General features: G+C 71.3%; 20 protein-coding genes. 14 read left to right on the top strand and 6 right to left on the bottom strand.

Annotated features, from left to right (window positions below):
- The first annotated feature begins 17 nt into the window (after window positions 1-17).
- The 7 genes from AC07AW_RS01025 to AC07AW_RS00995 all read left to right on the top strand — a co-directional run bounded on the left by AC07AW_RS01025 (window position 18) and on the right by AC07AW_RS00995 (window position 10,738).
- Window positions 18-983: a 2-hydroxyacid dehydrogenase gene (locus AC07AW_RS01025; protein WP_478813421.1), complete on the top strand. Its 966-nt coding sequence runs from the start codon at window positions 18-20 to the stop codon at window positions 981-983.
- Between the two features lie 697 nt (window positions 984-1,680).
- Window positions 1,681-4,512, top strand: coding sequence for a putative bifunctional diguanylate cyclase/phosphodiesterase (locus tag AC07AW_RS01020; RefSeq protein WP_478814362.1), 2,832 nt, complete (start codon window positions 1,681-1,683; stop codon window positions 4,510-4,512).
- A 220-nt stretch (window positions 4,513-4,732) separates the two neighbouring features.
- Window positions 4,733-6,577, top strand: a complete 1,845-nt coding sequence (locus AC07AW_RS01015) for an acetolactate synthase large subunit (protein WP_392156791.1) — start codon at window positions 4,733-4,735, stop codon at window positions 6,575-6,577.
- Window positions 6,578-6,608: 31 nt separating this feature from the next.
- Window positions 6,609-7,136 (top strand): acetolactate synthase small subunit, encoded by a 528-nt coding sequence (gene ilvN, locus AC07AW_RS01010; RefSeq protein WP_030222540.1) that lies wholly within the window; start codon window positions 6,609-6,611, stop codon window positions 7,134-7,136.
- Window positions 7,137-7,253: 117 nt separating this feature from the next.
- Entirely contained in the window at window positions 7,254-8,255 is a 1,002-nt protein-coding gene (gene ilvC, locus AC07AW_RS01005) for a ketol-acid reductoisomerase (RefSeq protein WP_478813420.1), read from the top strand.
- Between the two features lie 237 nt (window positions 8,256-8,492).
- Window positions 8,493-10,082, top strand: a complete 1,590-nt coding sequence (gene serA / locus AC07AW_RS01000) for a phosphoglycerate dehydrogenase (protein ID WP_478813419.1) — start codon at window positions 8,493-8,495, stop codon at window positions 10,080-10,082.
- A gap of 77 nt (window positions 10,083-10,159) precedes the next feature.
- On the top strand, window positions 10,160-10,738 hold the full coding sequence (locus AC07AW_RS00995) for a TetR/AcrR family transcriptional regulator (protein ID WP_478813418.1): 579 nt from the start codon (window positions 10,160-10,162) through the stop codon (window positions 10,736-10,738).
- Here the strand turns inward: AC07AW_RS00995 and AC07AW_RS00990 are convergent.
- Together AC07AW_RS00990 and AC07AW_RS00985 are read right to left on the bottom strand one after the other, a co-directional pair.
- Window positions 10,710-11,702 (bottom strand): NAD(P)-dependent alcohol dehydrogenase, encoded by a 993-nt coding sequence (locus AC07AW_RS00990; protein ID WP_478813417.1) that lies wholly within the window; start codon window positions 11,700-11,702, stop codon window positions 10,710-10,712. The genes AC07AW_RS00995 and AC07AW_RS00990 overlap by 29 nt on opposite strands.
- A gap of 120 nt (window positions 11,703-11,822) precedes the next feature.
- Window positions 11,823-12,935: a PucR family transcriptional regulator gene (locus AC07AW_RS00985; protein ID WP_478813416.1), complete on the bottom strand. Its 1,113-nt coding sequence runs from the start codon at window positions 12,933-12,935 to the stop codon at window positions 11,823-11,825.
- Window positions 12,936-13,117: 182 nt separating this feature from the next.
- Between AC07AW_RS00985 and AC07AW_RS00980 the strand changes: the two genes are divergently transcribed.
- Both AC07AW_RS00980 and pruA read left to right on the top strand, forming a co-directional pair.
- Window positions 13,118-14,044: a proline dehydrogenase family protein gene (locus tag AC07AW_RS00980; RefSeq protein WP_123455539.1), complete on the top strand. Its 927-nt coding sequence runs from the start codon at window positions 13,118-13,120 to the stop codon at window positions 14,042-14,044.
- 30 nt (window positions 14,045-14,074) lie between these two features.
- Window positions 14,075-15,706, top strand: a complete 1,632-nt coding sequence (gene pruA, locus AC07AW_RS00975) for an L-glutamate gamma-semialdehyde dehydrogenase (RefSeq protein ID WP_478813415.1) — start codon at window positions 14,075-14,077, stop codon at window positions 15,704-15,706.
- Window positions 15,707-15,809: 103 nt separating this feature from the next.
- Here pruA and AC07AW_RS00970 read toward each other — a convergent pair whose 3' ends face one another.
- A complete protein-coding gene (locus AC07AW_RS00970) occupies window positions 15,810-16,691 on the bottom strand; it encodes an alpha/beta fold hydrolase (protein WP_478813414.1) in 882 nt (293 codons plus the stop codon).
- 98 nt (window positions 16,692-16,789) lie between these two features.
- Here AC07AW_RS00970 and AC07AW_RS00965 point away from each other — a divergent pair, with 98 nt between their 5' ends.
- The gene (locus AC07AW_RS00965; protein WP_478813413.1) at window positions 16,790-17,326 is read left to right on the top strand and encodes a GNAT family N-acetyltransferase; all 537 of its coding nucleotides are present in this window, start codon (window positions 16,790-16,792) and stop codon (window positions 17,324-17,326) included.
- Between the two features lie 7 nt (window positions 17,327-17,333).
- On the opposite strand, the gene AC07AW_RS00960 is transcribed toward AC07AW_RS00965, so the two are convergent.
- On the bottom strand, window positions 17,334-18,059 hold the full coding sequence (locus tag AC07AW_RS00960; protein WP_478813412.1) for a hypothetical protein: 726 nt from the start codon (window positions 18,057-18,059) through the stop codon (window positions 17,334-17,336).
- Window positions 18,056-18,397, bottom strand: coding sequence for a PadR family transcriptional regulator (locus tag AC07AW_RS00955; RefSeq protein ID WP_478813411.1), 342 nt, complete (start codon window positions 18,395-18,397; stop codon window positions 18,056-18,058). Before AC07AW_RS00955 ends, AC07AW_RS00960 begins: the two co-directional genes overlap by 4 nt.
- A gap of 57 nt (window positions 18,398-18,454) precedes the next feature.
- Here AC07AW_RS00955 and AC07AW_RS00950 point away from each other — a divergent pair, with 57 nt between their 5' ends.
- The 4 genes from AC07AW_RS00950 to AC07AW_RS00935 all read left to right on the top strand — a co-directional run bounded on the left by AC07AW_RS00950 (window position 18,455) and on the right by AC07AW_RS00935 (window position 22,204).
- The gene (locus AC07AW_RS00950; protein WP_478814361.1) at window positions 18,455-19,369 is read left to right on the top strand and encodes a LysR family transcriptional regulator; all 915 of its coding nucleotides are present in this window, start codon (window positions 18,455-18,457) and stop codon (window positions 19,367-19,369) included.
- 230 nt (window positions 19,370-19,599) lie between these two features.
- Complete coding sequence (locus tag AC07AW_RS00945; RefSeq protein WP_256961924.1) at window positions 19,600-19,731, top strand: hypothetical protein; 132 nt, start codon at window positions 19,600-19,602, stop codon at window positions 19,729-19,731.
- Window positions 19,732-19,813: 82 nt separating this feature from the next.
- Complete coding sequence (locus AC07AW_RS00940; protein ID WP_478813410.1) at window positions 19,814-20,854, top strand: 3-isopropylmalate dehydrogenase; 1,041 nt, start codon at window positions 19,814-19,816, stop codon at window positions 20,852-20,854.
- A 258-nt stretch (window positions 20,855-21,112) separates the two neighbouring features.
- Window positions 21,113-22,204 carry a branched-chain amino acid aminotransferase gene (locus AC07AW_RS00935; RefSeq protein WP_478813409.1) on the top strand — a complete coding sequence of 364 codons (1,092 nt, stop codon included), beginning with the start codon at window positions 21,113-21,115 and terminating at the stop codon, window positions 22,202-22,204.
- Between the two features lie 3 nt (window positions 22,205-22,207).
- Here AC07AW_RS00935 and AC07AW_RS00930 read toward each other — a convergent pair whose 3' ends face one another.
- Window positions 22,208-23,632: a cytosine permease gene (locus AC07AW_RS00930; protein ID WP_478813408.1), complete on the bottom strand. Its 1,425-nt coding sequence runs from the start codon at window positions 23,630-23,632 to the stop codon at window positions 22,208-22,210.
- Window positions 23,633-23,751: the final 119 nt, after the last annotated feature.

Below are 23,751 nucleotides of genomic sequence, written 5' to 3'. Positions count from 1 at the left end.
CGCATAGCCTCCCGGTCATGAGATTCGAAGACACGACCGCTGACGTGTGGCTTCCGATTCCGGCGGACGAGATCGAGGGACTCCCCGCACCGGGCGAGTCGGGCCTGAACTACCGCTTGTGGGACGGCGGTCCCGAGTTCCCCGCCGATCCGGCGCGCTGCGCGTTCTACGTCGTCCCGTACATGAAGGGCTCGGAGATCGCCGTACGGCCGCTGGCCGGGATGACCTCGCTCCGTGTCGTGCAGACCCTCTCCGCCGGCATCGACCACGTCACGCCGGGCATCGGCTCGCTGCGGCCCGGGGTCGCCCTCTGCAACGCGAAGGGCGTCCACGAGGCCAGCACCGCCGAGCTCACGCTCGCCCTGATCCTGGCCTCGCTGCGCGGCATCCCCGGATTCGTGCGCGGCCAGGACGCCGAGGAGTGGCGGGCCGGCTTCTATCCGGCCCTCGCCGACAAGTCCGTGCTGATCGTCGGGTACGGATCGATCGGCTCCGCCATCGAGGACCGGCTCGCGCCCTTCGAGTGCGCGCGGGTGGCGCGCGTCGCACGCTCCGCGCGCACCACAGAGCGCGGCCCGGTGCACGCCCTGACGGACCTGCCGGCGCTGCTGCCGGAGGCCGACGTGGTCGTGCTCTCCACTCCGCTCACGCCCGCGACCACGCATCTCGTCGACGCCGGCTTCCTGGGGCGGATGAAGGACGGGGCGCTCCTCGTGAACGTCGCGCGGGGCCCGGTCGTCGACACGACCGCGCTGCTCAAGGAGGTGGAGAGCGGTCGGATCACGGCGGCGCTCGACGTCACCGACCCCGAACCGCTGCCGGCCGGGCACCCTTTGTGGCACGCTCCCGGTGTCCTGATCAGTCCCCATGTGGGAGGTTCCACTTCGGCCTTCATGCCGAGGGCGAAGCGGCTGATCGCGGGACAGCTGCGGCGGTTCGCGGCGGGCGAGGAACTGGCCAACGTCCTCCTCACCACCGGCTGACCGGAGGCCGTGTTCGGCCGGACGGGTGATGCGCGCCCCCGACACGCGCCGTGCACAAGCCCCCTGGCCGTCACGGAGAGTACTGCGACCCTGTCCCTGAGTGACGGTCCTGGTGTATCGTCCCGTGGCGGGGGACTGCGTCGAGAACGGGCTGACGCTGGGGAGCGAAGTGACGGGACATCAGATTCCGAGGGGGGCGACGGGTGGAGCACGGCCGGAGGACCGACGATCCGACGCGGCGCCGCCGCCGGCGAGCCTTCCACGCCTCACCGCCGACCTCGCACGCTCGGTGCCGGACCAGGCGGCGCCGCACCGGGCGCCCCGCGCCGCCACGCCGCGGGACCCCGGGCAGGGCACCACGACCGGAGCCGACGGCACCGCGCCGCCGCTCGGCGCCGCCACCGGTGACGCCCACGCGGATCTGCCGGACCGGCAGTCCGGTGACGCCCACGCGGATCTTCCGGACCGTGAGCCCTGCGACGCCCACCCGGATCTGCCGGACCGCGAGCCCGGTGACGCCCACGCGGATCTGCCGGACCGCGAGGCCCGCGCGGACAGCCGTCCGCCCGCCCCGCCCGCCGTACGGGACTCCGCCCGCCCGCGCGACTGCGACGGGCACGCCCACGGGCGGGGCGACGAGCCGACGGCCCGGCCGCACGACGCGGCCGGGTGCGGCGGGCCGGCACCGGAGGATCCGGTGAGCGCGCCCGGGGCGGTCATCACCCGCCGCCCCCTCGGCGGCGGCCCCCGCCACCCGGACCCCGACCGCCCGCGCCTCGGCGGGGCCGTCGCCCAGATCGCGCTCGGGCTCGTCTGCGCGGGCTACACCACCGGTGCCTCCCTCGGCTGGGGCTCCCCCCGACTGGCGCTCTTCATGGGCGACTTCGGGCTGAGCGCCGCCGCGCTCACCGCCGCGGTCTCCTGCTTCCTCTACGGCCGCGGCCACCGCGGCAGCGCCCGCCCGGCCTGGCTGCTCTTCGCCTTCTCCTCCTTCATGGCGGCCGCGGGGAACGCCGTGTGGGGCTGGTACGAGGTCGTGCTCCGCACCGACGTGCCCGACTACTCCGTCGCCGACCTCTGCTTCTTACTCTTCGCGCCGCCCGCCATCGTGGGCCTCCTCGTCCTCGCCAAGAAGCCCGTCACCCGGGCCGGCTGGGTGTGCCTGGGGCTCGACGCCTGGCTCATCGGAGGCTCCCTGCTCACGCTCTCCTGGAGCCTCGCCCTCGCCCGCACCGCGCACTTCGAGGGCGAGTCCGTCGCCCAGGCCGCGCTGTCGCTCGCGTACCCGCTGCTCGACATCGTGCTCGTCAGCATGGTCCTCGTCCTGCACTTCCGGCGCTCACAGGCGAACCGCTCGGCGACGAACACCGCGATCGCCGCGCTCGCCCTCACCGTGCTGTGCGACGCCCTGTTCACCTCGCCGCTGCTCCGCGAGAACTACGCCTCCGGCCAGCTGCTCGACGCCGGCTGGTTCGCCGGCTCGCTGCTGCTGGCCTACGCGCCCTGGGGCGTGCGCCGGCCGCCGGACAGCACGGCCACGGCGCGCGGCCCGTGGCTCCACAGCCGCCCGGTCGCCGGCTCGCTCGCCGCCCTCACCCCGTACCTCGCCGCGGCGGTCTGCACCCTCGGCATCCTGTACAACGTCGTCGAGGGGCGCCGGGTCGACCGCGTCGTCGTCCTCACCGGCTGCACGGTGGTGCTCGCCCTCGTCGTACGCCAGGGCATCATGCTCCTCGACAACATCGCCCTCACCCACGAACTGGCCCAGAAGGAGAACCACTTCAGGTCGCTCGTGCAGGGCTCCAGCGACGTCATCATGATCGCCGCGCCCACCGGGATGCTCCGCTACGTCAGCCCGGCCGCCTCCGGCGTGTACGGACGGGACGCCGAGGACCTCGTCGGCTCCGAGCTCGCCTCCCTCATCCACCCCGAGGACCTCGGCGCCGTCGTCCACGAGGTACGGCGCTTCCTGGCCGTCTCGCCCGCCGAGGAGCCCACCACCCGGATCGAGTGCCGCTTCCGCTCGGGCCGCGGAGACTGGCTCAACGTCGAGTCGACCGTCAACCGGCACCAGGGCGGCCTGATCTTCAACAGCCGGGACGTCACCGAACGCGTCCGGCTCCAGGCCCAGTTGCAGCACAACGCCGAGCACGACCCGCTCACCGACCTGCCCAACCGGGCCCTCTTCACCCGACGGGTCCGGCAGGCGCTCAGCGGCCGCCGCTCCTCCGACCCCGGCACCGCCGTGCTCTTCATCGACCTCGACGGCTTCAAGGGGGTCAACGACCGGCTCGGCCACCAGGCGGGGGACGACCTCCTCGTCCAGGCCGCCCGCCGCCTCCACGACTCCGTACGGGCCGGGGACACCGCCGCCCGGCTCGGCGGCGACGAGTTCGCCGCCCTCATCCTCGGCGACGGCGGCCGCGACCGCACCGCCCGGCGGAACCAGGTCCAGGAGATCGCCGACCGGCTCCGGCTCACCCTCTCCCAGCCCTACCGCGTCGACGGCGGCAACGAGGTCCGGGTCGCCGCCTCCATCGGCGTCGCCTTCGCCGAGCCCGGCATCGAGGCCGGCGACCTCCTGCGCAACGCCGACCTGGCCATGTACCGGGCCAAGGCCGCGGGCAAGGACCGCGTCGAGCTCTACGCCCCGCAGATGCAGGCCGACGTCGTCCGACGCACCGAACTTGCGGCCCGGCTGCGCACCGCCCTGCACGACGGCGAGTTCGCCCTGCTCCACCAGCCGGTCGTCGACCTCGCCACCGGCCGCATCTCCGCCGTCAGCGCCCAGGCGCGCTGGCGCTCCAGTCAGGGCATCCTCTTCACCCCGGCCGAGTACCTCCGGGTCACCGACGACGGCGAGCGCACCGCCGAGCTCGGCCGCTGGCTCCTCGAAGAAGCCGTCGAGCAGGCCGCCGAGCGGGCGGGAATCGGCCACCGTACGCCCGTGTCCATCCGGCTCTCCGCCCGGCGCCTGCTCGACCGCTCACTGCCGCTCGGCTCCGTCGAGTCGCTACTCACCCGGCACGGGCTGCCGTCCGGCTCGCTGATCGTCGAGCTCGCCGACAGCGACCCCCGGACCTCCCTCGACGAGCTGGAACAGCGACTGGTCGCCCTGCGCCGCCTCGGGGTGCGGATCGCCCTCGACGGGTTCGGCAGCGGACACGTGGCGATCAACGCCCTGCGGAGGCTCCCCGTCGACATACTGAAGCTGGACCGGGGACTCGTCGAAGGCGTGGTCGAGTCGGCCCGGCTCCGCAAGATCACCCGCGGGGTGCTGCGCATCGCCGGCGAGCTCGGCATGCAGACCGTCGCCGAGGGAGTCGACGTCCCGGAGCAGGTCATCGCCCTGCGCGCGATGGGCTGCAGCCACGCCCAGGGCATGGCCTTCTCGGGCCCGCTCGACGAGTACCGCCTGCGCAGGGCCCTCGTACGGGACGAGTACCCGCTGCCCGGAGCGGTGCCCGTGCGTGTCGGAAACCGTCCCCCGATCCGCTCAAATACTGAGACGCCCGTCCCACCCACTTGACAGTGGTGAGGGCGGAGAGGGAGGGTCAGTGCCATGCGCACCCGAATTCTCGTACTTGGAAAGCGCGTCGGCTGAAGCAGGGCCCCTGAGGCCCGCTGAGAACGCACCCGACGCGCTCCCCTCGCTTGCCTCACGGCACGAGGGGTTTTTTGTTGCACTGGCTCACCCCAAAAGCGTCCCAAACCCTCGCAAAAACCCTCTGCCTCGAGAAGAGAAGCTGATGACCGAGCAGGCCACCGGGCACCATCCGCAGCCGCGGCCCCGTAACGGCGCGCAGCCCGCCGCCACCGTCGAGCACGTCACGGGTGCGCAGTCCCTCATCCGTTCTCTCGAGGAAGTGGGCGCCGACACCGTCTTCGGCATCCCCGGCGGCGCGATCCTCCCCGCCTACGACCCGATGATGGACTCGCAGCGGGTGCGTCACATCCTCGTCCGCCACGAGCAGGGGGCGGGCCACGCCGCCACCGGTTACGCCCAGGCCACCGGCAAGGTCGGCGTCTGCATGGCGACCTCGGGCCCCGGCGCGACCAACCTGGTCACCCCGATCGCCGACGCGCACATGGACTCGGTCCCGCTCGTCGCGATCACCGGCCAGGTCGCCTCGAAGGCCATCGGCACGGACGCCTTCCAGGAGGCGGACATCTGCGGCATCACGATGCCGATCACCAAGCACAACTTCCTCGTCACCAAGGCCGAGGACATCCCGCGGACGATCGCCGAGGCCTTCCACATCGCCTCCACCGGCCGCCCGGGCCCGGTCCTGGTCGACATCGCCAAGGACGCCCTCCAGGCGAAGACCACCTTCAGCTGGCCGCCGCAGACCGACCTGCCCGGCTACCGCCCGGTGACCAAGCCGCACGCCAAGCAGATCCGCGAGGCCGCCAAGCTGATCAGCGCCGCCAAGCGGCCCGTCCTGTACGTCGGCGGCGGCGTCATCAAGGCCGGTGCCACCGCCGAGCTGAAGATCCTCGCCGAGCTCACCGGCGCCCCGGTCACCACCACCCTGATGGCGCTCGGCGCGTTCCCCGACAGCCACCCCCTGCACGTCGGCATGCCCGGCATGCACGGCGCGGTCACCGCCGTCACCGCGCTGCAGAAGGCCGACCTGATCGTCGCCCTCGGCGCCCGCTTCGACGACCGCGTCACCGGCAAGCTCGACAGCTTCGCCCCGTACGCCAAGATCGTCCACGCGGACATCGACCCGGCCGAGATCGGCAAGAACCGCGCCGCCGACGTCCCGATCGTCGGTGACGCCCGCGAGGTCATCGCCGACCTGGTCCAGGCCGTCCAGGCCGAGCACAGCGAGGGCAACAAGGGCGACTACAGCGCCTGGTGGAGCGACCTGAGCCGCTGGCGCGAGACCTACCCGCTCGGCTACGACCTGCCGGAGGACGGCAGCCTCTCACCGCAGCAGGTCATCCAGCGCGTCGGCCAGCTCGCCCCCGAGGGCACGATCTTCGCCGCGGGCGTCGGCCAGCACCAGATGTGGGCCGCCCACTTCATCGACTACGAGCAGCCGGCCACCTGGCTGAACTCCGGCGGCGCCGGGACGATGGGCTACGCGGTCCCCGCCGCGATGGGCGCCAAGGCCGGCATGCCGGACCGCACCGTCTGGGCGATCGACGGCGACGGCTGCTTCCAGATGACCAATCAGGAGCTCACCACCTGCGCCCTGAACAACATCCCGATCAAGGTCGCCATCATCAACAACGGCGCCCTGGGCATGGTCCGTCAGTGGCAGACGCTCTTCTACAACCAGCGCTACTCGAACACCGTCCTGCACTCCGGCCCGGACGACATCCAGGCGAACAAGGGCACCCGCGTCCCCGACTTCGTCAAGCTCTCCGAGGCCATGGGCTGTGTCGCCCTGCGCTGTGAGGACCCGGCCGACCTGGACAAGGTCATCGCCGAGGCCAACGCCATCAACGACCGCCCGGTCGTGATCGACTTCATCGTCCACGAGGACGCCCAGGTCTGGCCGATGGTCGCCGCCGGCACCTCGAACGACGAGGTCATGGCCGCGCGGGGCGTCCGCCCCGACTTCGGCGACGGCGAAGACGACTGAGCGAGCAGAGCGAAAAGGAAGAGACCCAGACATGTCCACCAAGCACACGCTCTCCGTTCTCGTCGAGAACACGCCCGGCATCCTCGCCCGGATCGCCGCCCTGTTCTCCCGTCGCGGCTTCAACATCGACTCGCTCGCCGTGGGCGTCACCGAGCACCCCGACATCTCCCGCATCACCATCGTGGTCAATGTCGAGGACCTGCCCCTGGAGCAGGTGACCAAGCAGCTCAACAAGCTGGTCAACGTCCTGAAGATCGTCGAACTCGAGCCCAGCGCTGCGATCCAGCGCGAGCTCGTCCTGGTGAAGGTCCGCGCCGACAACGAGACCCGCTCCCAGATCGTCGAGATCGTGCAGCTGTTCCGCGCCAAGACCGTGGACGTCTCGCCCGAGGCGGTCACCATCGAGGCCACCGGTTCGAGTGACAAGCTCGACGCCATGCTCAAGATGCTGGAGCAGTTCGGCGTCAAGGAGCTCGTGCAGTCCGGCACGATCGCCATAGGGCGTGGCGCCCGGTCCATCACGGACCGGTCCCTGCGGGCCCTCGACCGCAGCGCCTGAGTCGTCGACGGTCAACCGCCGGTCCGTCCGGCGGTCCGACTGACGAGACCCGAAAACTTTCCTCCCGCTCCCCGCCGTACGGTGGGATGCAACACCAGCACCTCAAGGAGAATCCCAGTGGCCGAGCTGTTCTACGACGCCGACGCCGACCTGTCCATCATCCAGGGCCGCAAGGTCGCTGTGATCGGCTACGGCAGCCAGGGCCACGCCCACGCGCTGTCGCTCCGTGACTCCGGTGTCGACGTCCGCGTCGGTCTCCAGGAGGGCTCCAAGTCCAAGGCCAAGGCCGAGGAGCAGGGCCTGCGCGTCGTCTCCGTCGCCCAGGCGGCCGAAGAGGCCGACCTCATCATGATCCTGACCCCGGACCCGATCCAGGCCCAGGTCTACGAGGAGTCCATCAAGGACCACCTGAAGGAGGGCGACGCGCTCTTCTTCGGCCACGGTCTGAACGTCCGCTACGGCTTCATCAAGGTGCCCGAGGGCATCGACGTCGCCCTCGTCGCCCCGAAGGGCCCGGGCCACCTGGTCCGTCGTCAGTACGAGGAGGGCCGCGGCGTTCCGTGCATCGCGGCCGTCGAGCAGGACGCGACGGGCAACGCCTTCGCGCTGGCCCTCTCGTACGCCAAGGGCATCGGCGGCACCCGCGCCGGCGTCATCAAGACGACCTTCACCGAGGAGACCGAGACCGACCTGTTCGGTGAGCAGGCCGTCCTCTGCGGTGGCACCGCGGCTCTGGTCAAGGCGGGCTTCGAGACCCTGACCGAGGCCGGCTACCAGCCGGAGATCGCCTACTTCGAGTGCCTCCACGAGCTGAAGCTCATCGTCGACCTCATGTACGAGGGCGGCCTGGAGAAGATGCGCTGGTCGGTCTCCGAGACCGCCGAGTGGGGCGACTACGTCACCGGCCCGCGGATCATCACCGACGCCACCAAGGCCGAGATGAAGAAGGTCCTCGCGGAGATCCAGGACGGCACCTTCGCCAAGGAGTGGATGGCCGAGTACCACGGCGGTCTGAAGAAGTACAACGAGTACAAGAAGCAGGACGCCGACCACCTCCTGGAGACCACCGGCAAGGAGCTGCGCAAGCTCATGAGCTGGGTGAACGACGAGGAGGCGTAAGCCTTCCGGGTGGGGGCCGGACACACTGTCCGGCCCCTTCCCACATCGTTGGACACCCCGTCCAACCACGGACGGGTGATCCTTCCAACGAGGCGCATGAAGTGCGCCGGTGCACCACTACACTTCTCAACAACATACGCGTCAGGCCCACAGCGTCGTGCGCTTTCACGCGGCAAGCCCCCTCCACCGCCTGCGGCCGTCGGGACGGCCGTCCGCACTGGACCTGTGAGGACTCACGTGAGCTCGAAACCTGTCGTACTCATCGCTGAAGAGCTGTCGCCCGCCACCGTCGACGCGCTGGGCCCGGACTTCGAGATCCGGCACTGCAACGGCGCCGACCGCGCCGAGCTGATCCCCGCCATCGCCGATGTGGACGCGATCCTGGTCCGCTCCGCGACCAAGGTCGACGCCGAGGCCATCGCCGCCGCCGAGAAGCTGCGGGTCGTCGCCCGCGCCGGTGTCGGCCTGGACAACGTCGACGTCTCCGCCGCCACCAAGGCCGGCGTGATGGTCGTCAACGCCCCGACCTCGAACATCGTCACCGCCGCCGAGCTCGCGTGCGGTCTGCTGGTCGCCACCGCGCGCAACATCCCGCAGGCCAACACCGCGCTGAAGAACGGCGAGTGGAAGCGCAACAAGTACACGGGCGTCGAGCTGAGCGAGAAGACCCTCGGTGTCGTCGGCCTCGGCCGCATCGGCGTCCTGGTCGCCCAGCGCATGTCCGCCTTCGGCATGAAGATCGTCGCGTACGACCCCTACGTGCAGCCGGCCCGCGCCGCCCAGATGGGCGTGAAGCTCCTCGCCCTGGACGAGCTCCTCGAGGCCGCCGACTTCATCACCGTCCACCTGCCGAAGACCCCGGAGACCATCGGTCTCATCGGCGACGAGGCCCTGCACAAGGTCAAGCCCTCGGTCCGCATCGTCAACGCCGCGCGCGGCGGGATCGTGGACGAGGCGGCGCTGTACTCGGCGCTCAAGGAGGGCCGGGTCGCCGGCGCGGGCCTCGACGTGTACGCCAAGGAGCCCTGCACGGACTCCCCGCTCTTCGAGCTCGACCAGGTCGTCTGCACCCCGCACCTCGGCGCCTCCACGGACGAGGCCCAGGAGAAGGCCGGCATCGCGGTCGCCCGTTCGGTGCGCCTGGCGCTCGCCGGCGAGCTGGTCCCGGACGCGGTCAACGTCCAGGGCGGTGTCATCGCCGAGGACGTGAAGCCGGGTCTGCCGCTCGCCGAGAAGCTCGGCCGGATCTTCACCGCCCTCGCGGGCGAGGTCGCGGCCCGTCTCGACGTCGAGGTGTACGGCGAGATCACCCAGCACGACGTGAAGGTGCTCGAACTCTCCGCGCTCAAGGGCGTGTTCGAGGACGTGGTCGACGAGACCGTGTCGTACGTCAACGCTCCGCTGTTCGCGCAGGAGCGCGGTGTCGAGGTCCGTCTGACGACGAGCTCCGAGTCGCCCGACCACCGCAACGTGGTCACCGTGCGCGGCACGCTCTCGAGCGGCGAGGAGGTCGCGGTCTCCGGTACGCTCGCCGGTCCCAAGCACCTCCAGAAGATCGTCGCGGTCGGCGACTACGACGTGGACGTGGCGCTCGCCGACCACATGGTCGTGCTGCGCTACGAGGACCGTCCGGGTGTCGTCGGCACCGTCGGCCGGATCCTCGGCGAGGCCGGTCTGAACATCGCCGGCATGCAGGTGGCGCGCGCGGAGGAGGGCGGCGAGGCGCTCGTCGTCCTCACCGTGGACGACACCGTCCCGGCCGCTGTGCTCGCGGAGATCGCGGAGGAGATCGGCGCGGCCTCGGCCCGCTCGGTCAACCTGATCTGACGCTTCCGGCGCACCCCGTACCCGGTCGATAGACGCTCGTCTTACACAAGCGTCTATCGACCGGGTACAGTGCTGTCATGGGACACAAGGAAGACCTCCTCGAAGGCGCCAAGCGCTGCCTCCTGGAGAAGGGGTACGGACGCACCACGGCGCGCGACATCGTCGCCGCGTCCGGCACCAACCTGGCCTCCATCGGCTACCACTACGGCTCCAAGGACGCCCTGCTCCAGCAGGCCTTCCTCGCCCTCACCGAGGAGTGGGGGGAGCAGGCCGGGGCCGCGGCCGCGGAGGGCGCCGAGGCGCTCCCGGCCGACCCGTACCGGCGCTTCCACGCCGTCTGGGAGCAGGTCATCGGCGCGGCCGAGGCGAGCAGGCCGGTCTGGAAGCTCCAGACCGAGATCGTCACCCGGCTCGACGACGACGAGAAGCTCCGCGACGCCATCAAGGAGCCGCAGCGCGAGGGCCGGCTGGGGATGGCCGAGGGCTTCCTGGGCCTCGACCCCGACGCCGACCCCGAGAAGGCCCGGGTCGCGGGACTGCTCTGTCAGGCCCTCGCCACCGGCGTCATGATCCAGTGGATGGTCGACCCGGAGACGGCGCCGACCGCGGACGACCTCACCGCGGGCCTCAAGGTCCTGATGGGGGAGGACAGCTGAGGACGACCTTCGCGCGGGCGTGCTCCTCCTCGACGTACCGCAGGGCCCGCGCCGCCTGGTCCAGCGGATAGGTCCGCTCGACCGCCGGGGCGATGCCGCCGCTCTCGGCGAGTTCCCGCAGCGCCGCCAGGTTCTCCCGGCGCGGCTCCGCCGTGAGGACGCGGAGCCGGCGGCCGGAGAACAAGGAGAGCCACCGGCCCTTGAGGATCAGCCCCATCGGCCCGAAGGCGCTGCCCCCCTCGAAGACCCCGCCGCCGGACAGGACGAGCACGCCCGCGGGGGAGAGGACCCGCCGGAGCTCGGACAGTGACCGGTTGCCCACCAGGTCGAACACCAGGTCGTAGCGGTCCCCGCCGGTGGTGAAGTCCTCGCGGGTGTAGTCGACGACGCGGTCCGCGCCGAGCCCGAGGACCAGCGCCGCGTTCCGGGTGCTGCACACCCCCGTCACCTCGGCGCCGAAGGCCTTCGCGAGCTGGACGGCGAAGGTGCCGACGCCCCCCGAAGCCCCGTTGATCAGTACCTTCGCGCCCGGCCGCACCTTCCCCAGGTCCCGCAGCCCCATCAGGGCGGTGTTGCCCGCCAGCGGTATCGCCGCCGCCTGCTCGAAGGTCAGGCCGGCCGGCTTGCGCTCCGTCGCCTCCTCGGAGGCGCAGACGTATTCGGCGAAGGTCCCGGGGGCCTCCCCGAAGACCTCGTCCCCGGGGCGCAGCCCGGTCACCCCGGCGCCCACGGCCTCGACGCGGCCCGCGAAGTCCCTGCCCCGGATCCGCTCCTTCGGTCTTCGCAGGCCGAGGGCGAGCCGGGCCACATAGGGGTCGCCCCGCATCAGGTGCCAGTCCGCCGCGTTCACGGCGGCGGCGTGGACGCGGACGAGCACCTCCCGCTCGCCCGGCACCGGCCGCTCGACCTCCGCGAACTCCAGCACGTCCGCCGATCCGTACCGGTCCTGCACCCATGCCTTCATGACGCCCCTCGCCCGTTCGCCGTCCGACGCTCACACCACTCAAGACGGTAGGGCCTCCGGCGGCGCCGGGACATCAGGGACGACCCGGACACGGCCCTGAGGCGCCGTCGACCCGGAGGCCTACAGACGGGCCGACTTCAGCGACATGTGGAGCAGGAGGCGGTCCTCGCCGTCGTCGAGGTCCAGGCCGGTGAGCTGTTCGACGCGGGACAGCCGGTAGTAGAGGGTCTGGCGGTGGATGCCGAGGGCGGCCGCCGTGCGGCCCGCCTGGCCGGCGTTGTCGAGGAAGACCTCGGCGGTGCGGGCCAGTTCGGTGTGGGCGGGGGCGAGGAGCGGGGCGACGACGGGGTCGATCTCGGGGTGGTAGAGCGCCGCGAGCAGGCGGTACGGGCCGATCCCGGCCCAGTCGGCGACCGGTCCGAGCGTCGGCTGCGCCGCGGCGGCCCGGGCCGCCGTGTTGGCTTCGCGCCAGGCCGCCGGGAGGTCCGCGAGGCCCCGGCGGGGGGTCGCGACGCCGGCCGGCGCGGTGCCGCGCAGCCGGTCGGCGGCCGTGTGGGCGGGGGAGAGGTCCTCGGCCGTGCGCAGCCGTACGAGGACGGCGAGGGAGTCGCCCTCGGGCAGCGCGGCGACCGCCGCCGCGCCGGGGACCGCGCGGATCGAGGGGGCCTCGCCGTGCCAGGGGGTCACGCAGACGAGGGTGTGCAGGCCGTCCGCGCTGGGGCCGAGGGCCGCCCGGAGGGCGGCGACGGCCATGTCGCTCTGCCAGCCGCGCCCGGCGGTCAGCACCGCGACGAACTCGCGGGAGAGGTCGGCGTCCGCGCGCTCCTCGTCGGCGAGGAGGTCGCCGATGCGGGCGGCGACGTCCATCGCGGCGGTCAGCCGCTCGGGCGGGGGGCCGGGCTCCGCGTCGAGCAGCCACACGTATCCGAGGACCACCCCCCGATGGCGTACGGGAAGGCAGATCCGGTCCCGGAACACCCCCGCGTCCGGGGCGGCCGGGATGCGGACCGGGCCGGTGGCCCGGGTGATGCCGAAACCCTCGAACCAGGCGCGGACCGCCGGCGTGGACTTCCGGGTCAGGATCGACCGCGTCCGGACGGGGTCCATCGCGGCGTCGTCGTCGCTGTCGTGCGCCCCGAAGGCGATCAGTCCGAAGTCGCGGTTCTCCAGCGTGGCGGGGGCGCCGAGCAGCGCGGAGATCTCGTCGACCAGTTCTTGGTAATCGCCCTTCACAGCGCCATTCTCGCACCCCTTCAGACATGTGTATGAGATGCCGTGCGCGGATGCGTGACAGCTGTCGATGGCAGAGGATCGGAGCGATCCATAGGTTTCACGGTGGTTCTCCGTGCTGTTCCCGGTTCGTTCCCTTGATCCGGTTATGGCCCCGTCCTACCTTTGCCTTTTGGAGGTGCCCCGTGCTGGGTCCCGTGATCCTCGCCGCGTCGCGCAGCGACAAGATGCGCCGTCTCGTTTCGGCCGCCCCCGGGACCAAGCAGGTCGTCGCCCGCTTCATCGCCGGTGAGACGGTCGACGACGTCGTCCCGATCGTCTCCGAGCTGAGCGGCCGCGGCCTGGAGGTCACCCTCGACGTCGTCGGTGAGGACATCACCACCGTCGAGCAGTCGTACGCCGCCCGGGACGCCTACCTGGAGCTCATCGGCCGCCTCAAGGAGCTGGGCCTCGGCGCCCGCGCCGAGATGTCCGTGAAGCTGTCGATGTTCGGCCAGTCCCTGGAGAACGGCCACGAGCTGGCCCTCGCGAACGTCCGCCCGGTCGTCGAGGCCGCCGCCGAGATCGGCACCACCGTCACCCTGGACGCCGAGGACCACACCACCCTCGACTCGATGTTCGCCATCCACGAGGAGCTGCGGAAGGACTTCCCGCAGACCGGCTGCGTCATCCAGGCGTACCTCTTCCGCACGGAGGACGACGCCCGCCGCCTCGCCGCGAACGGCTCCCGCGTGCGCATCGTGAAGGGCGCCTACAAGGAGCCCGCCTCCGTCGCCATCCAGGACAAGCCCGAGATCGACAAGGCGTACGTCCGGATCATGAAGATCCTGATGGACGGCGAGGGCTACCCGATGATCGGCTCGCACGACCCGCGCCTGATCTCCATCGGCCAGGAGCTGGCCCGCCGCGCCGGCCGCAAGCTGGACGAGTACGAGTTCCAGATGCTGTACGGCATCCGCTCCGAGGAGCAGAACCGGCTCGCCGCCGAGGGCCACCGCATGCGCGTCTACACCGCGTACGGCACCGACTGGTACGGCTACTTCATGCGCCGCCTCGCGGAGAAGCCGGCCAACCTCCTCTTCTTCGTCCGCTCCATCCTCACCAAGGGCTGAGCCCACCTCTCACAAGGAGTATCGAGACTCATGGACGCTGTCACCCAGGTCCCCGCTCCGGTCAACGAGCCGGTGCACAGCTACGCCCCCGGTTCGCCCGAGCGCGCCCGTCTTGAGGTCAAGCTCAAGGAGCTGGCCGAGAACCCGCGCGAGCTGCCGATGACCATCGGTGGCGTGAAGCGCCTCGGCGGCGGCGAGGAGTTCAAGGTCGTCCAGCCGCACAACCACAAGGCCGTCATCGGCACCTTCCGCGGCGCCACCGAGCAGGACGCCCAGGACGCCATCGACGCCGCTCTGGCCGCGGCCCCGGCCTGGCGCGCGATGTCCTTCGACGACCGCGCCGCGATCATCCTGCGCGCCGCCGAGCTGCTCGCCGGCCCGTGGCGCGAGACGCTGGCCGCGTCGACCATGCTCGGCCAGTCGAAGACCGCCCAGCAGGCCGAGATCGACACCCCGTGCGAGCTCGTCGACTTCTGGCGCTTCAACGTGGCGTACGCCCGCCAGATCCTCGCCGAGCAGCCGCCGGCGAACTCCCCGGGTGTGTGGAACCGTCTGGACCACCGCCCGCTGGAGGGCTTCGTCTACGCGATCACGCCGTTCAACTTCACGGCCATCGCGGGCAACCTGCCCACCGCCCCCGCCCTCATGGGCAACGTGGTGGTCTGGAAGCCGTCCCCGACGCAGACCCACTCCGCCGTGCTCCTCATGGAGCTCCTGGAGGAGGCCGGCCTGCCGAAGGGCGTCATCAACCTGGTGACCGGCGACGGCATCGCCGTCTCCGAGGTGGCCCTGAACCACCGCGACCTGGCCGGTATCCACTTCACCGGCTCGACCAAGACCTTCCAGCACCTGTGGAAGACGGTCGGCAACAACATCGAGAAGTACCGCTCGTACCCGCGGATCGTCGGCGAGACCGGCGGCAAGGACTTCGTCGTCGCCCACCCCAGCGCCGACCGCGCCGTCCTGAAGACCGCGCTGAACCGCGGCTCCTTCGAGTTCCAGGGCCAGAAGTGCTCCGCGTCCTCCCGCGCGTACGTCCCGGCGTCCATCTGGAACGACGGCTTCAAGGAGGAGTTCGCGGCCGAGATCGACGGCATCACCATGGGTGACGTCACCGACCTGTCGAACTTCATCGGTGCCGTCATCGACGAGCGCTCGTTCGCCAAGAACAAGGCGGCGATCGACCGTGCCGCGGCCGACCCGAGCTGCACGATCATCGCCGGTGGCACCTACGACGACTCGGTGGGCTACTTCGTCCGCCCGACCGTCATCGTCTGCGACGACCCGGAGAACGAGGTCTTCAAGGCCGAGTACTTCGGCCCGATCCTGGCGATCCACGTCTACGAGGACGACAAGTACGACGAGATGCTGACCCAGATGGAGTCGGTCTCGGACTACGCCCTCACCGGCTCGGTCATCTCCGGCGACCGTGCGGCCGCCGCGTACACGATGGAGAAGCTCCGCTTCGCCGCGGGCAACTTCTACATCAACGACAAGTCGACCGGCGCCGTCGTCGGCCAGCAGCCCTTCGGCGGCGGCCGCGCCTCCGGCACCAACGACAAGGCCGGTGCCCCGCAGAACCTGATGCGCTGGACGCTGACCCGCGCCATCAAGGAGACGCTGGTCCCGCCGACGGAGTACGGCTACCCGCACATGGGCTGACGCCCGCCCGCCGCGTGAGCGGCCCCTGATCACCGCCCCCCTCCTCTACCCCCAATTGAGGACGGGGGCGGTTCTCATTCCCCCTTTCTCGGTCCTCCGTTTCTCATGCCCCCACGTGACGCTTGAGGAAGTCGCCGATCAGCTCGGCGATCGCCGGCGCGTGGGTCTCCAGGGCGAAGTGGCCCGTGGGCAGGAGGTGGACCTCGGCGTCCGGGAGGTCGCGGCGGAAGGCCTCGGCGCCCGCGGGGACGAAGACCTGGTCGCCCTCGCCCCAGACGGCGAGGAGGGGGACCCGGCTCGTGCGGAAGTACTCGTGGAAGGCCGGGTACAGGTCGAAGTTGGTGCCGTAGTCGGCGAGCAGGCCCAGCTGGATGCCGTCCTGGCCCTCGCGGGCCACCAGGGCGGCGTCGTGGTGCCAGGCGTCGGGGCTGAGCAGGTCCCGGTACTCGGCGGGGACGCCCGTCTCGTACTGCCACCGGATGCCCTCCAGGGAGAGGAGGGCGCGGACCGGCTCCTCGGTCTCGGGGGTGCGCTCCTCGATCAGGGCGAGGACGGGGGCCCAGGCCTCGGCGCCGAGGCCCTCCTCGTAGGCGTTTCCGTTCTGGGTGACGATCGCGGTGATCCGCTCGGGGTGGGCGAGGGCGAGGCGCAGGCCGATGGGGGCGCCGTAGTCCTGGATGTAGAGCGCGAACCGGTCCAGGTCGAGGGCCTCGGTGAACTCGGCGGTGAGTGCGGCCAGTTCGGCGAAGGAGTAGTCGAAGTCGGTGGCGGAGGGTGCGGCGCTGCGGCCGAAGCCCAGGTGGTCGGGGGCGATCAGCCGGTAGGAGTCGGCGAGCAGCGGGATCAGGTCGCGGAACATGTGCGAGCTGGTGGGGAAGCCGTGCAGCAGGAGCAGGACGGGGGCGTCGGCCGGGCCGGCCTCGCGGTAGGCGATCTCGTGACCCCGGACGGTGACGGTGCGGTGGTGGATCGGCAGCGTGGACATTATCCCTAACCCCTTAAATGCCGTTCACTGGTTATGAGGTGAATTCAAGCAGGGCATAGGTAACCTGTCAATGGCATGTGAGGGGTTAGTGTGGGTGGATGACCGTGAGGATGGCTCCCACCCATGAACTCGGCGCGGCCCGGCTCCGCTCCGTACGCGAGATGCTCGACACCGCCTTCGAGGGCGACTTCTTCGAGGACGACTGGGACCACACCCTCGGCGGCGTCCACGCCTGGATCGAGGACGAGCGGGGCATCGCCGCCCACGGCGCCGTCGCGCAGCGCCGGGTGCTCCACCGGGGGCGCTCGCACCGCGTCGGATACGTCGAAGGGGTCGCCGTCCGGGACGATCGCAGACGGCAGGGGCTCGGCGGCGCCGTGATGGCCGAGCTGGAACGGGTCGTCGACGGGACGTACGCCTTCGGGGCGCTCAGCGCCTCCGACGCGGGGGCCGCGCTCTACCGGGCGCGCGGCTGGCAGGTCTGGGAAGGGCGGCTCGAGGTGCTCGGGCCCGAGGGGATCGTCCGCCTCGCCGAGGAGGAGGGCTCCGTCTTCCTGCGCCCGGCGGGCCGCCTGGCCCTGCCGGACCCCGCCGCCCCGCTGGTCTTCGACTGGCGGGACGGCGACGTGATGTGAGGGTGCGTCAGCCCCGGTTCCGGGCGCGGCCCGCGGCCGTCTCCAGGTGCGAGGTGTAGACGGCCGAGAGCATGGAGGCGAGGGCGATGGTGATCGCGAGCCCGCCGGTGCCGAGCACCCCGATGAAGAAGGCCGACAGCGCGCCGCCGACCAGGACGCACCAGGCCGCGAGCACCGCCTTGCCCCGGCGGCTCAGGAACAGCCACCGCTGCGGGGTGGCCGGCGGGGTCCCCACGGTGCCGGCCGGGCCCGCGGTCGCCGCGCACGGCCGCTTGAAGTAGCCGTACACCAGCCACTCCCCGCACAGCTCCCAGCCCTCCGGCGTGAGCTCGTCGAGTACGCGGCTCCGCCGGCGCCCGGCGATCACCTCGCGGCGGTACTCCCAGCGCAGCGCCGAGCCGGGCGACCGGCGGCAGACGAACCGGCCGACCGCGTCGAGCGACTCCACCTCCCAGCCCTGGTCGCCGTGGACGGCCAGCATCCGCCGGTCGTTGAAGAGGTCGGCGGTCCAGGTCCAGTTCTCCGCGCGCTCGTCCGGTTCGCCGGGCGCGGGCGCGAGGCCGCCGAGCTGCGCGGCGAACGCGGCGGCGGGGCCGAACTCCTCCTCCGGGGCCGTGCCCGTCTCCGCGAGGTGGGCCCGCAGGTCCTCGACGGTGGCGGCGATCTGCTCGTCCGGCACGTGCGCGGCGCGCAGTGAGCCGGAGAGCTCGGCGAAGTAGGCGTCGGTGGTCATCGTGTCGTTCCCCCTGGGCTGAGCATGGTCCGTACGGCGCGGTGGAAGGTCAGCCACGCCCCGCTCTCGGCGGTGAGCCGCTCCCGCCCGAGGGGCGTGAGCCGGTAGTAGCGGCGGCCGGGGCCGCGCTCGGCGGCGCGGAACTCCGCCTCCACGAGGCCGGCCTCCTCCAGGCGGTTCAGTACGGGATAGAGCGTCCCGCCCTTGATCTCACCGAGCCCCGCTTCGGCGAGCGCCTTGGCGATCTCGTACCCGTAACTCTCGCCGTCGGTCAGGCGGGAGAGGACGAGCAGGTCGAGGACTCCCTTGAGCCAGCTGGATCTGCGGTCTGCGGCCATGGGGCTATTGGATCACCAGCTAGGTAGGAATGCAATCTAGATAGCTGTACGGCTACTCTGCGGCGACCAGCATCTTTCCGAGGTTCTCGCCGCGCAGCATCCCCAGGAACGCGGTCACGATGTGCTCGAAGCCCTCCACCACCGTCACATCCAGCGGCAGCGCCCCGCTCCGCAGGTGCGGCACGGCCAGGTCGTACAGCTCCTCCTGGGCGTCCATGTGGTTGCGGACCAGGAAGCCTTCGAGCCGGATGCTCTTGCCGACCAGGTCGAAGAGGTTGCGCGGGGCCGGCGGGGGAGCGGGCGCTCGGCCATGCCCGGCGGGTGCTGCGGCTCCTCGAGGTGATGGGCGCGGAGGTGCGGGGGGCGGCGAACGGCACCCTCGCGGGACCGCTGCGGATCGCCGTCTTCCGCAGCGCCGCCCTGCACCTGCTTCCCCGGGCGCTGGAGCGGCTGACGGCCCGCCACCCGGAGGTCGTGCCCGAGGTGCGGATCGTACGGGAGGTGGGGCGCGGCACGGCGGGTGAAGTCCTCGACGGGCGGGCCGACATCGGCATCGCGACCGTCGGGACCACCTCGCCGGTGCCGCCCGGGCTGGTCGGGGGCGTCCTCCTGGAGGAGGGGTACGCGCTCGTGCACCCCGCCGGGCATCCGGCGCCGCGCACCCTGCCGCTGGTCGACTGGGCGGAGAACTGCACCTCGTACACCCGGGAGTGGTGGGCGGCCCAGGAATGGCTGCCCGCGGCGACCGTGGAGGCCGAGGACGACGGCGCGGTGCTCTCGATGGTGGGCACCGGTTTCGGGATGGCCGTGATGCCGGAACTGTCCCTGATCGGAGCACCGCCCTCGGTGGAGATCACCGATCTCGGTCCGGCGCGCCCGACGCGCTCGGTGGGCTACGTCACCACCCCTGAGCTGGCGAAATCCCTCGCCGTGCGGTCGCTCATCCGCGAGCTGCGGGCCACGGAGCGTTGAGCGCCGTCTCAGATAGTAGGAAGTCCGAGTAATTGTGGAGACAGATGAGGAGGCCTGCCCTAGCTTTGTAGAAGCCGAACGTCTCGCTTCATCGAGCGAATGGCGGTCGAGAGCGCGACGCCCTGTGCAGGCAACCCCTGCGGCGGCGCTCCCCGCCCCTTCCGGCGCCTTCGATCACCACTGATCTCCGCACATCCGGATCACCACTGATCTCAAGGAGTCGATCCCTCATGGCCGCTCAGACCGCCCGCCGCGTCCGCCACTCCGTCAACCGCCCCAGCGACGAGGCCCGCCAGAACGCCGCCGCCGCCCTCCAGCGCGCCCTCGACCGCCGTGACAACGGCGGCTCCACCGGCCACTGAGTCCGCGCTCGTCCGACATGGCGCTTCGTCCACATGGTGGACGTTACGTGTCAGACGATGGGACGAAGAGTAGGGTGCCGACATGTCTCACAGCATCAATCTCGCAGTCATTCCCGGCGACGGCATCGGCCAGGAGGTCGTGGCCCAGGGCCTCAAGATCCTCTCGGCCGTCCTTCCCCAGGACGTGAAGCTGGAGACCGAGGAGTACGACTTCGGCGCCAAGCGCTACCACGCCACCGGTGAGACCCTCACCGACGCCGACCTCGACTCCCTCAGGAAGCACGACGCCATCCTGCTCGGCGCCATCGGCGACCCGTCGGTGCCGTCCGGCGTCCTGGAGCGCGGCTTCCTGCTGAAGCTCCGCTTCGCCTTCGACCACCACGTGAACCTGCGTCCCTCGAAGCTGCTCCCCGGCGTCGCCACCCCGCTCGCCGGGCAGCCCGAGATCGACTTCGTCGTGGTCCGCGAGGGCACCGAGGGCCCGTACACGGGCAACGGCGGCACCATCCGCAAGGGCACCGAGCACGAGGTCGCCACCGAGGTCTCGGTCAACACCGCCTTCGGTGTCGAGCGCGTGGTCCGGGACGCGTTCGCCCGCGCCCAGGCCCGTCCGCGCAAGAAGCTGACGCTGGTCCACAAGAACAACGTGCTGACCTTCGCCGGCCACCTCTGGACGAACATCTTCAACAAGGTCGCGGCCGAGTTCCCCGAGGTCACGACCGACTACCTGCACGTCGACGCCGCGACGATCTTCCTCGTCACCGACCCGGCCCGCTTCGACGTGATCGTCACCGACAACCTCTTCGGCGACATCATCACCGACCTCGCCGCTGCCGTCTCCGGCGGCATCGGCGTCGCCGCCTCCGGCAACATCAACCCGAGCGGCGACTTCCCGTCCATGTTCGAGCCGGTCCACGGCTCCGCGCCGGACATCGCGGGCCAGGGCAAGGCCGACCCCACGGCCACCGTCCTCTCCGTCGCCCTCCTGCTCCGCCACCTCGGCTACGAGACCGAGGCCGCCCGGGTCGAGGAGGCCGTCGCGGCCGACCTCACCGAGCGCGGCGACAGCGTCCGCACCACGGACGAGATCGGCGACGCGCTCGCCGCGCGAGTAGCGAGCTGACCCGCGCCGACTGACATCAGCAGCAGCCGCCGGGTCGCATCAGCGCCCGGCGGCTGCCCCATGCGCGGCCGCGGGGCGCTCCCCCCGAACTCCGGACCGCGCTCACCCGTTTTCCGCAGCGGTCCCCACGGGCGATAATCGAACGTGGGGCCGCGGCATACGGGCATGCCCGGACGCCGCCTCGTCAGGGACAGTCGTCCCCGGCAGCGACGTGCGCGCGCGGTCCTCCCCATCACAACCGGTGAAGGACACGCACTCATGACGACGCCCACGATCGAGCTCAAGCCCTCCTCCAGCCCGCTGTCCGCCGCGGAGCGCGAGGCGATCCTGGCCAACCCGGGATTCGGCCGCCACTTCACCGACCACATGGTCACCGTCCGGTGGACCGAGGGCCGCGGCTGGCACGACGCCCAGCTCGTGCCGTACGGTCCGCTCTCCCTGGACCCCGCCACGAACGTCCTGCACTACGCGCAGGAGATCTTCGAGGGCCTGAAGGCCTACCGCCGCCCCGACGGCTCGGTCGCCACCTTCCGTCCCGACGCCAACGCCCGCCGTTTCCAGCGCTCGGCGCACCGCCTCGGCATGCCCGAACTGCCGGTCGAGACCTTCGTCGAGGCCTGTGACGTCCTCGTCCGGCACGACGAGGCCTGGGTTCCGGCGCACGGCGGCGAGTCCTCGCTCTACCTGCGTCCGTTCATGATCGCGACCGAGGTCGGCCTGGGCGTCCGCCCCGCCAACGAGTACCTCTTCGTCGTCATCGCCTCGCCGGCCGGCCCGTACTTCCCCGGCGGCGTGAAGCCCGTCTCCATCTGGGCCTCGGAGGACCGCGTCCGCGCCGTCCCCGGTGGCATGGGTGACGCCAAGACCGGCGGCAACTACGCGGCCTCGCTGCTCGCGCAGGCCGAGGCGGCGGCCAAGGGCTGCGACCAGGTCTGCTACCTCGACGCGGTCGAGCACAAGTGGGTCGAGGAACTCGGCGGCATGAACCTGTACTTCGTGTACGGCAACAAGATCGTCACCCCGGCCCTCACCGGCTCCATCCTGGAGGGCATCACCCGCGACTCCCTCCTCCGGCTCGCCCAGGACCTGGGGTACGAGCCCGAGGAAGGCCGCGTCTCCATCGACCAGTGGCAGGCCGACACCGAGAACGGCACCCTCACCGAGGTCTTCGCCTGCGGTACCGCCGCCGTCATCACCCCGGTCGGCACGGTCAAGTCCGCCCGGGGCGAGTGGCAGCAGTCGGGCGGCGAGCCCGGCGAGGTCACGATGAAGCTGCGCGAGGCGCTGCTCGCCATCCAGACCGGGAAGTCCGAGGACGTCCACGGCTGGATGCACGAACTCGGCAAGTAGGAGCTACTCCGTCGCCGCCAGGGCTTCCGGGGCCGTCGTCACGGTCCCGGGAGCCCTGTTCGGCGTCAGGACGGCGTACAGCGCGCCGCCCACGATCCCCGAGAACACGAAGCTGCAGTCGATCCCGCCGGTCAGGGCGAGCAGCGGCCCCTCGTAGAGCGGCGTCGACACCGCGGCCAGGCCGACGGCCGCACCGATCGCCCAGGAGACGGTGGCGCGCGGGTGCCAGCCCGCCGAGAACCAGTAGATCCCGCCGCGCGAGCGGTTGTTGAAGACCTGGAGCGCCTCCGGGTCGTACGTCCCGCCACAGCGCGCGTGCCCGATGAGGGTGATCACCGCCCACGGCGTGCCGATCGCGGTGAGCAGCAGCACGAACGAGGTCATCGCCGTCTGGGCGTCCGAGGCGAAGTGGCCGGCGAAGACGAAGGCCGTGGCCACCGCCGCGACGACGAGGGTGGCACGCGCGCGCGTGGCCTTCGGCAGGATCGCGTCGAGGTCGAGCCCCATCGAGTACAGCATCAGACCGGCGTTGCCGACGGAGCCGGCGGTGGCGGCGACGAACAGCGGTACGAGATACCAGACGGGGGACGCGTCGACGAGCGGGCCCGCGTACTCCAGGCCGCCGCGCGCCGCCAGGGCGGTGAACGTGCCGAAGAGCTGCGGCACGAGCAGACCCACCGTCAGACCCAGGCAGGTCGCCCGGAACACGGTCTTCGTGCTGTGCCGCTCGGGGGAGACGTACCGGGTGTAGTCGCCGAGCAGGGTGATGAAGGCGACCGGTCCGCTGAGCCCCGCCGCGACGGCCGAGAGCAGCCAGGTCGGCCAGAAGGAGCCGAGCAGGTACGGGGTGTCCGGCACCGCCGCCGTCGTGAAGTCGCCGGCGTAGGCGGCCAGGCCGACGGCGAGGAGCACCGTCATGCCGATCGCGAGCGCCTTGCTCAGCCGGAGCAGCAGCCGGTAGCCGTACACCGCGCCCACCACGGTGCAGGCGGCCAGGACCGCGTAGACGGTGGCGTGGGCCGCGCCGCCGGTCGGCAGGCCGATCAGGCGGGCGAGTGTGCCCACCATCACGTCGCCGCCGATCCAGAGGGTCAGCGCGGTGTAGCCGAGCGAGAGCAGCAGCCCGACCACGGAGCCGACGAGCCGGCCCCGGACGCCGAAGAAGGCGCCGGAGGAGGTGGAGAGGTTGGTCGCGGTACGGAGGGACACGAGCGCGAGCGGGGCGGTGACCGCGACGCCGACGAGGGTGCCGGTGACGACGGAGCTCACCGAGGCCCAGAAGCCGAGTCCGAAGGAGACCGGCAGCCAGCCGAAGACGATCACCCCCAGACAGAGGTTGGATCCGAGCAGGATCGAGACGAGGTCGCGGGGGCCGCTGGTGCGTTCGGCCTCGGGGATGGTGTCGACTCCGCGCTGTTCTATCGGCATGAGGACTCCCTGCGGGGGCGGACGGGACGAATTTAGAGCGGCGCTCAATGTGACCTACGCCTGTCGGCGACGTCAATGCTTGGAAGCTTGCGTCTCAACATTTAGAGTGTCGCTCAAAC

The sequence above is a fragment of the Streptomyces sp. NPDC044003 genome, assembly GCF_056435185.1.
Note: the sequence above shows the minus strand (reverse complement) of the source record. Positions and strands in the feature narration are given on the sequence as shown.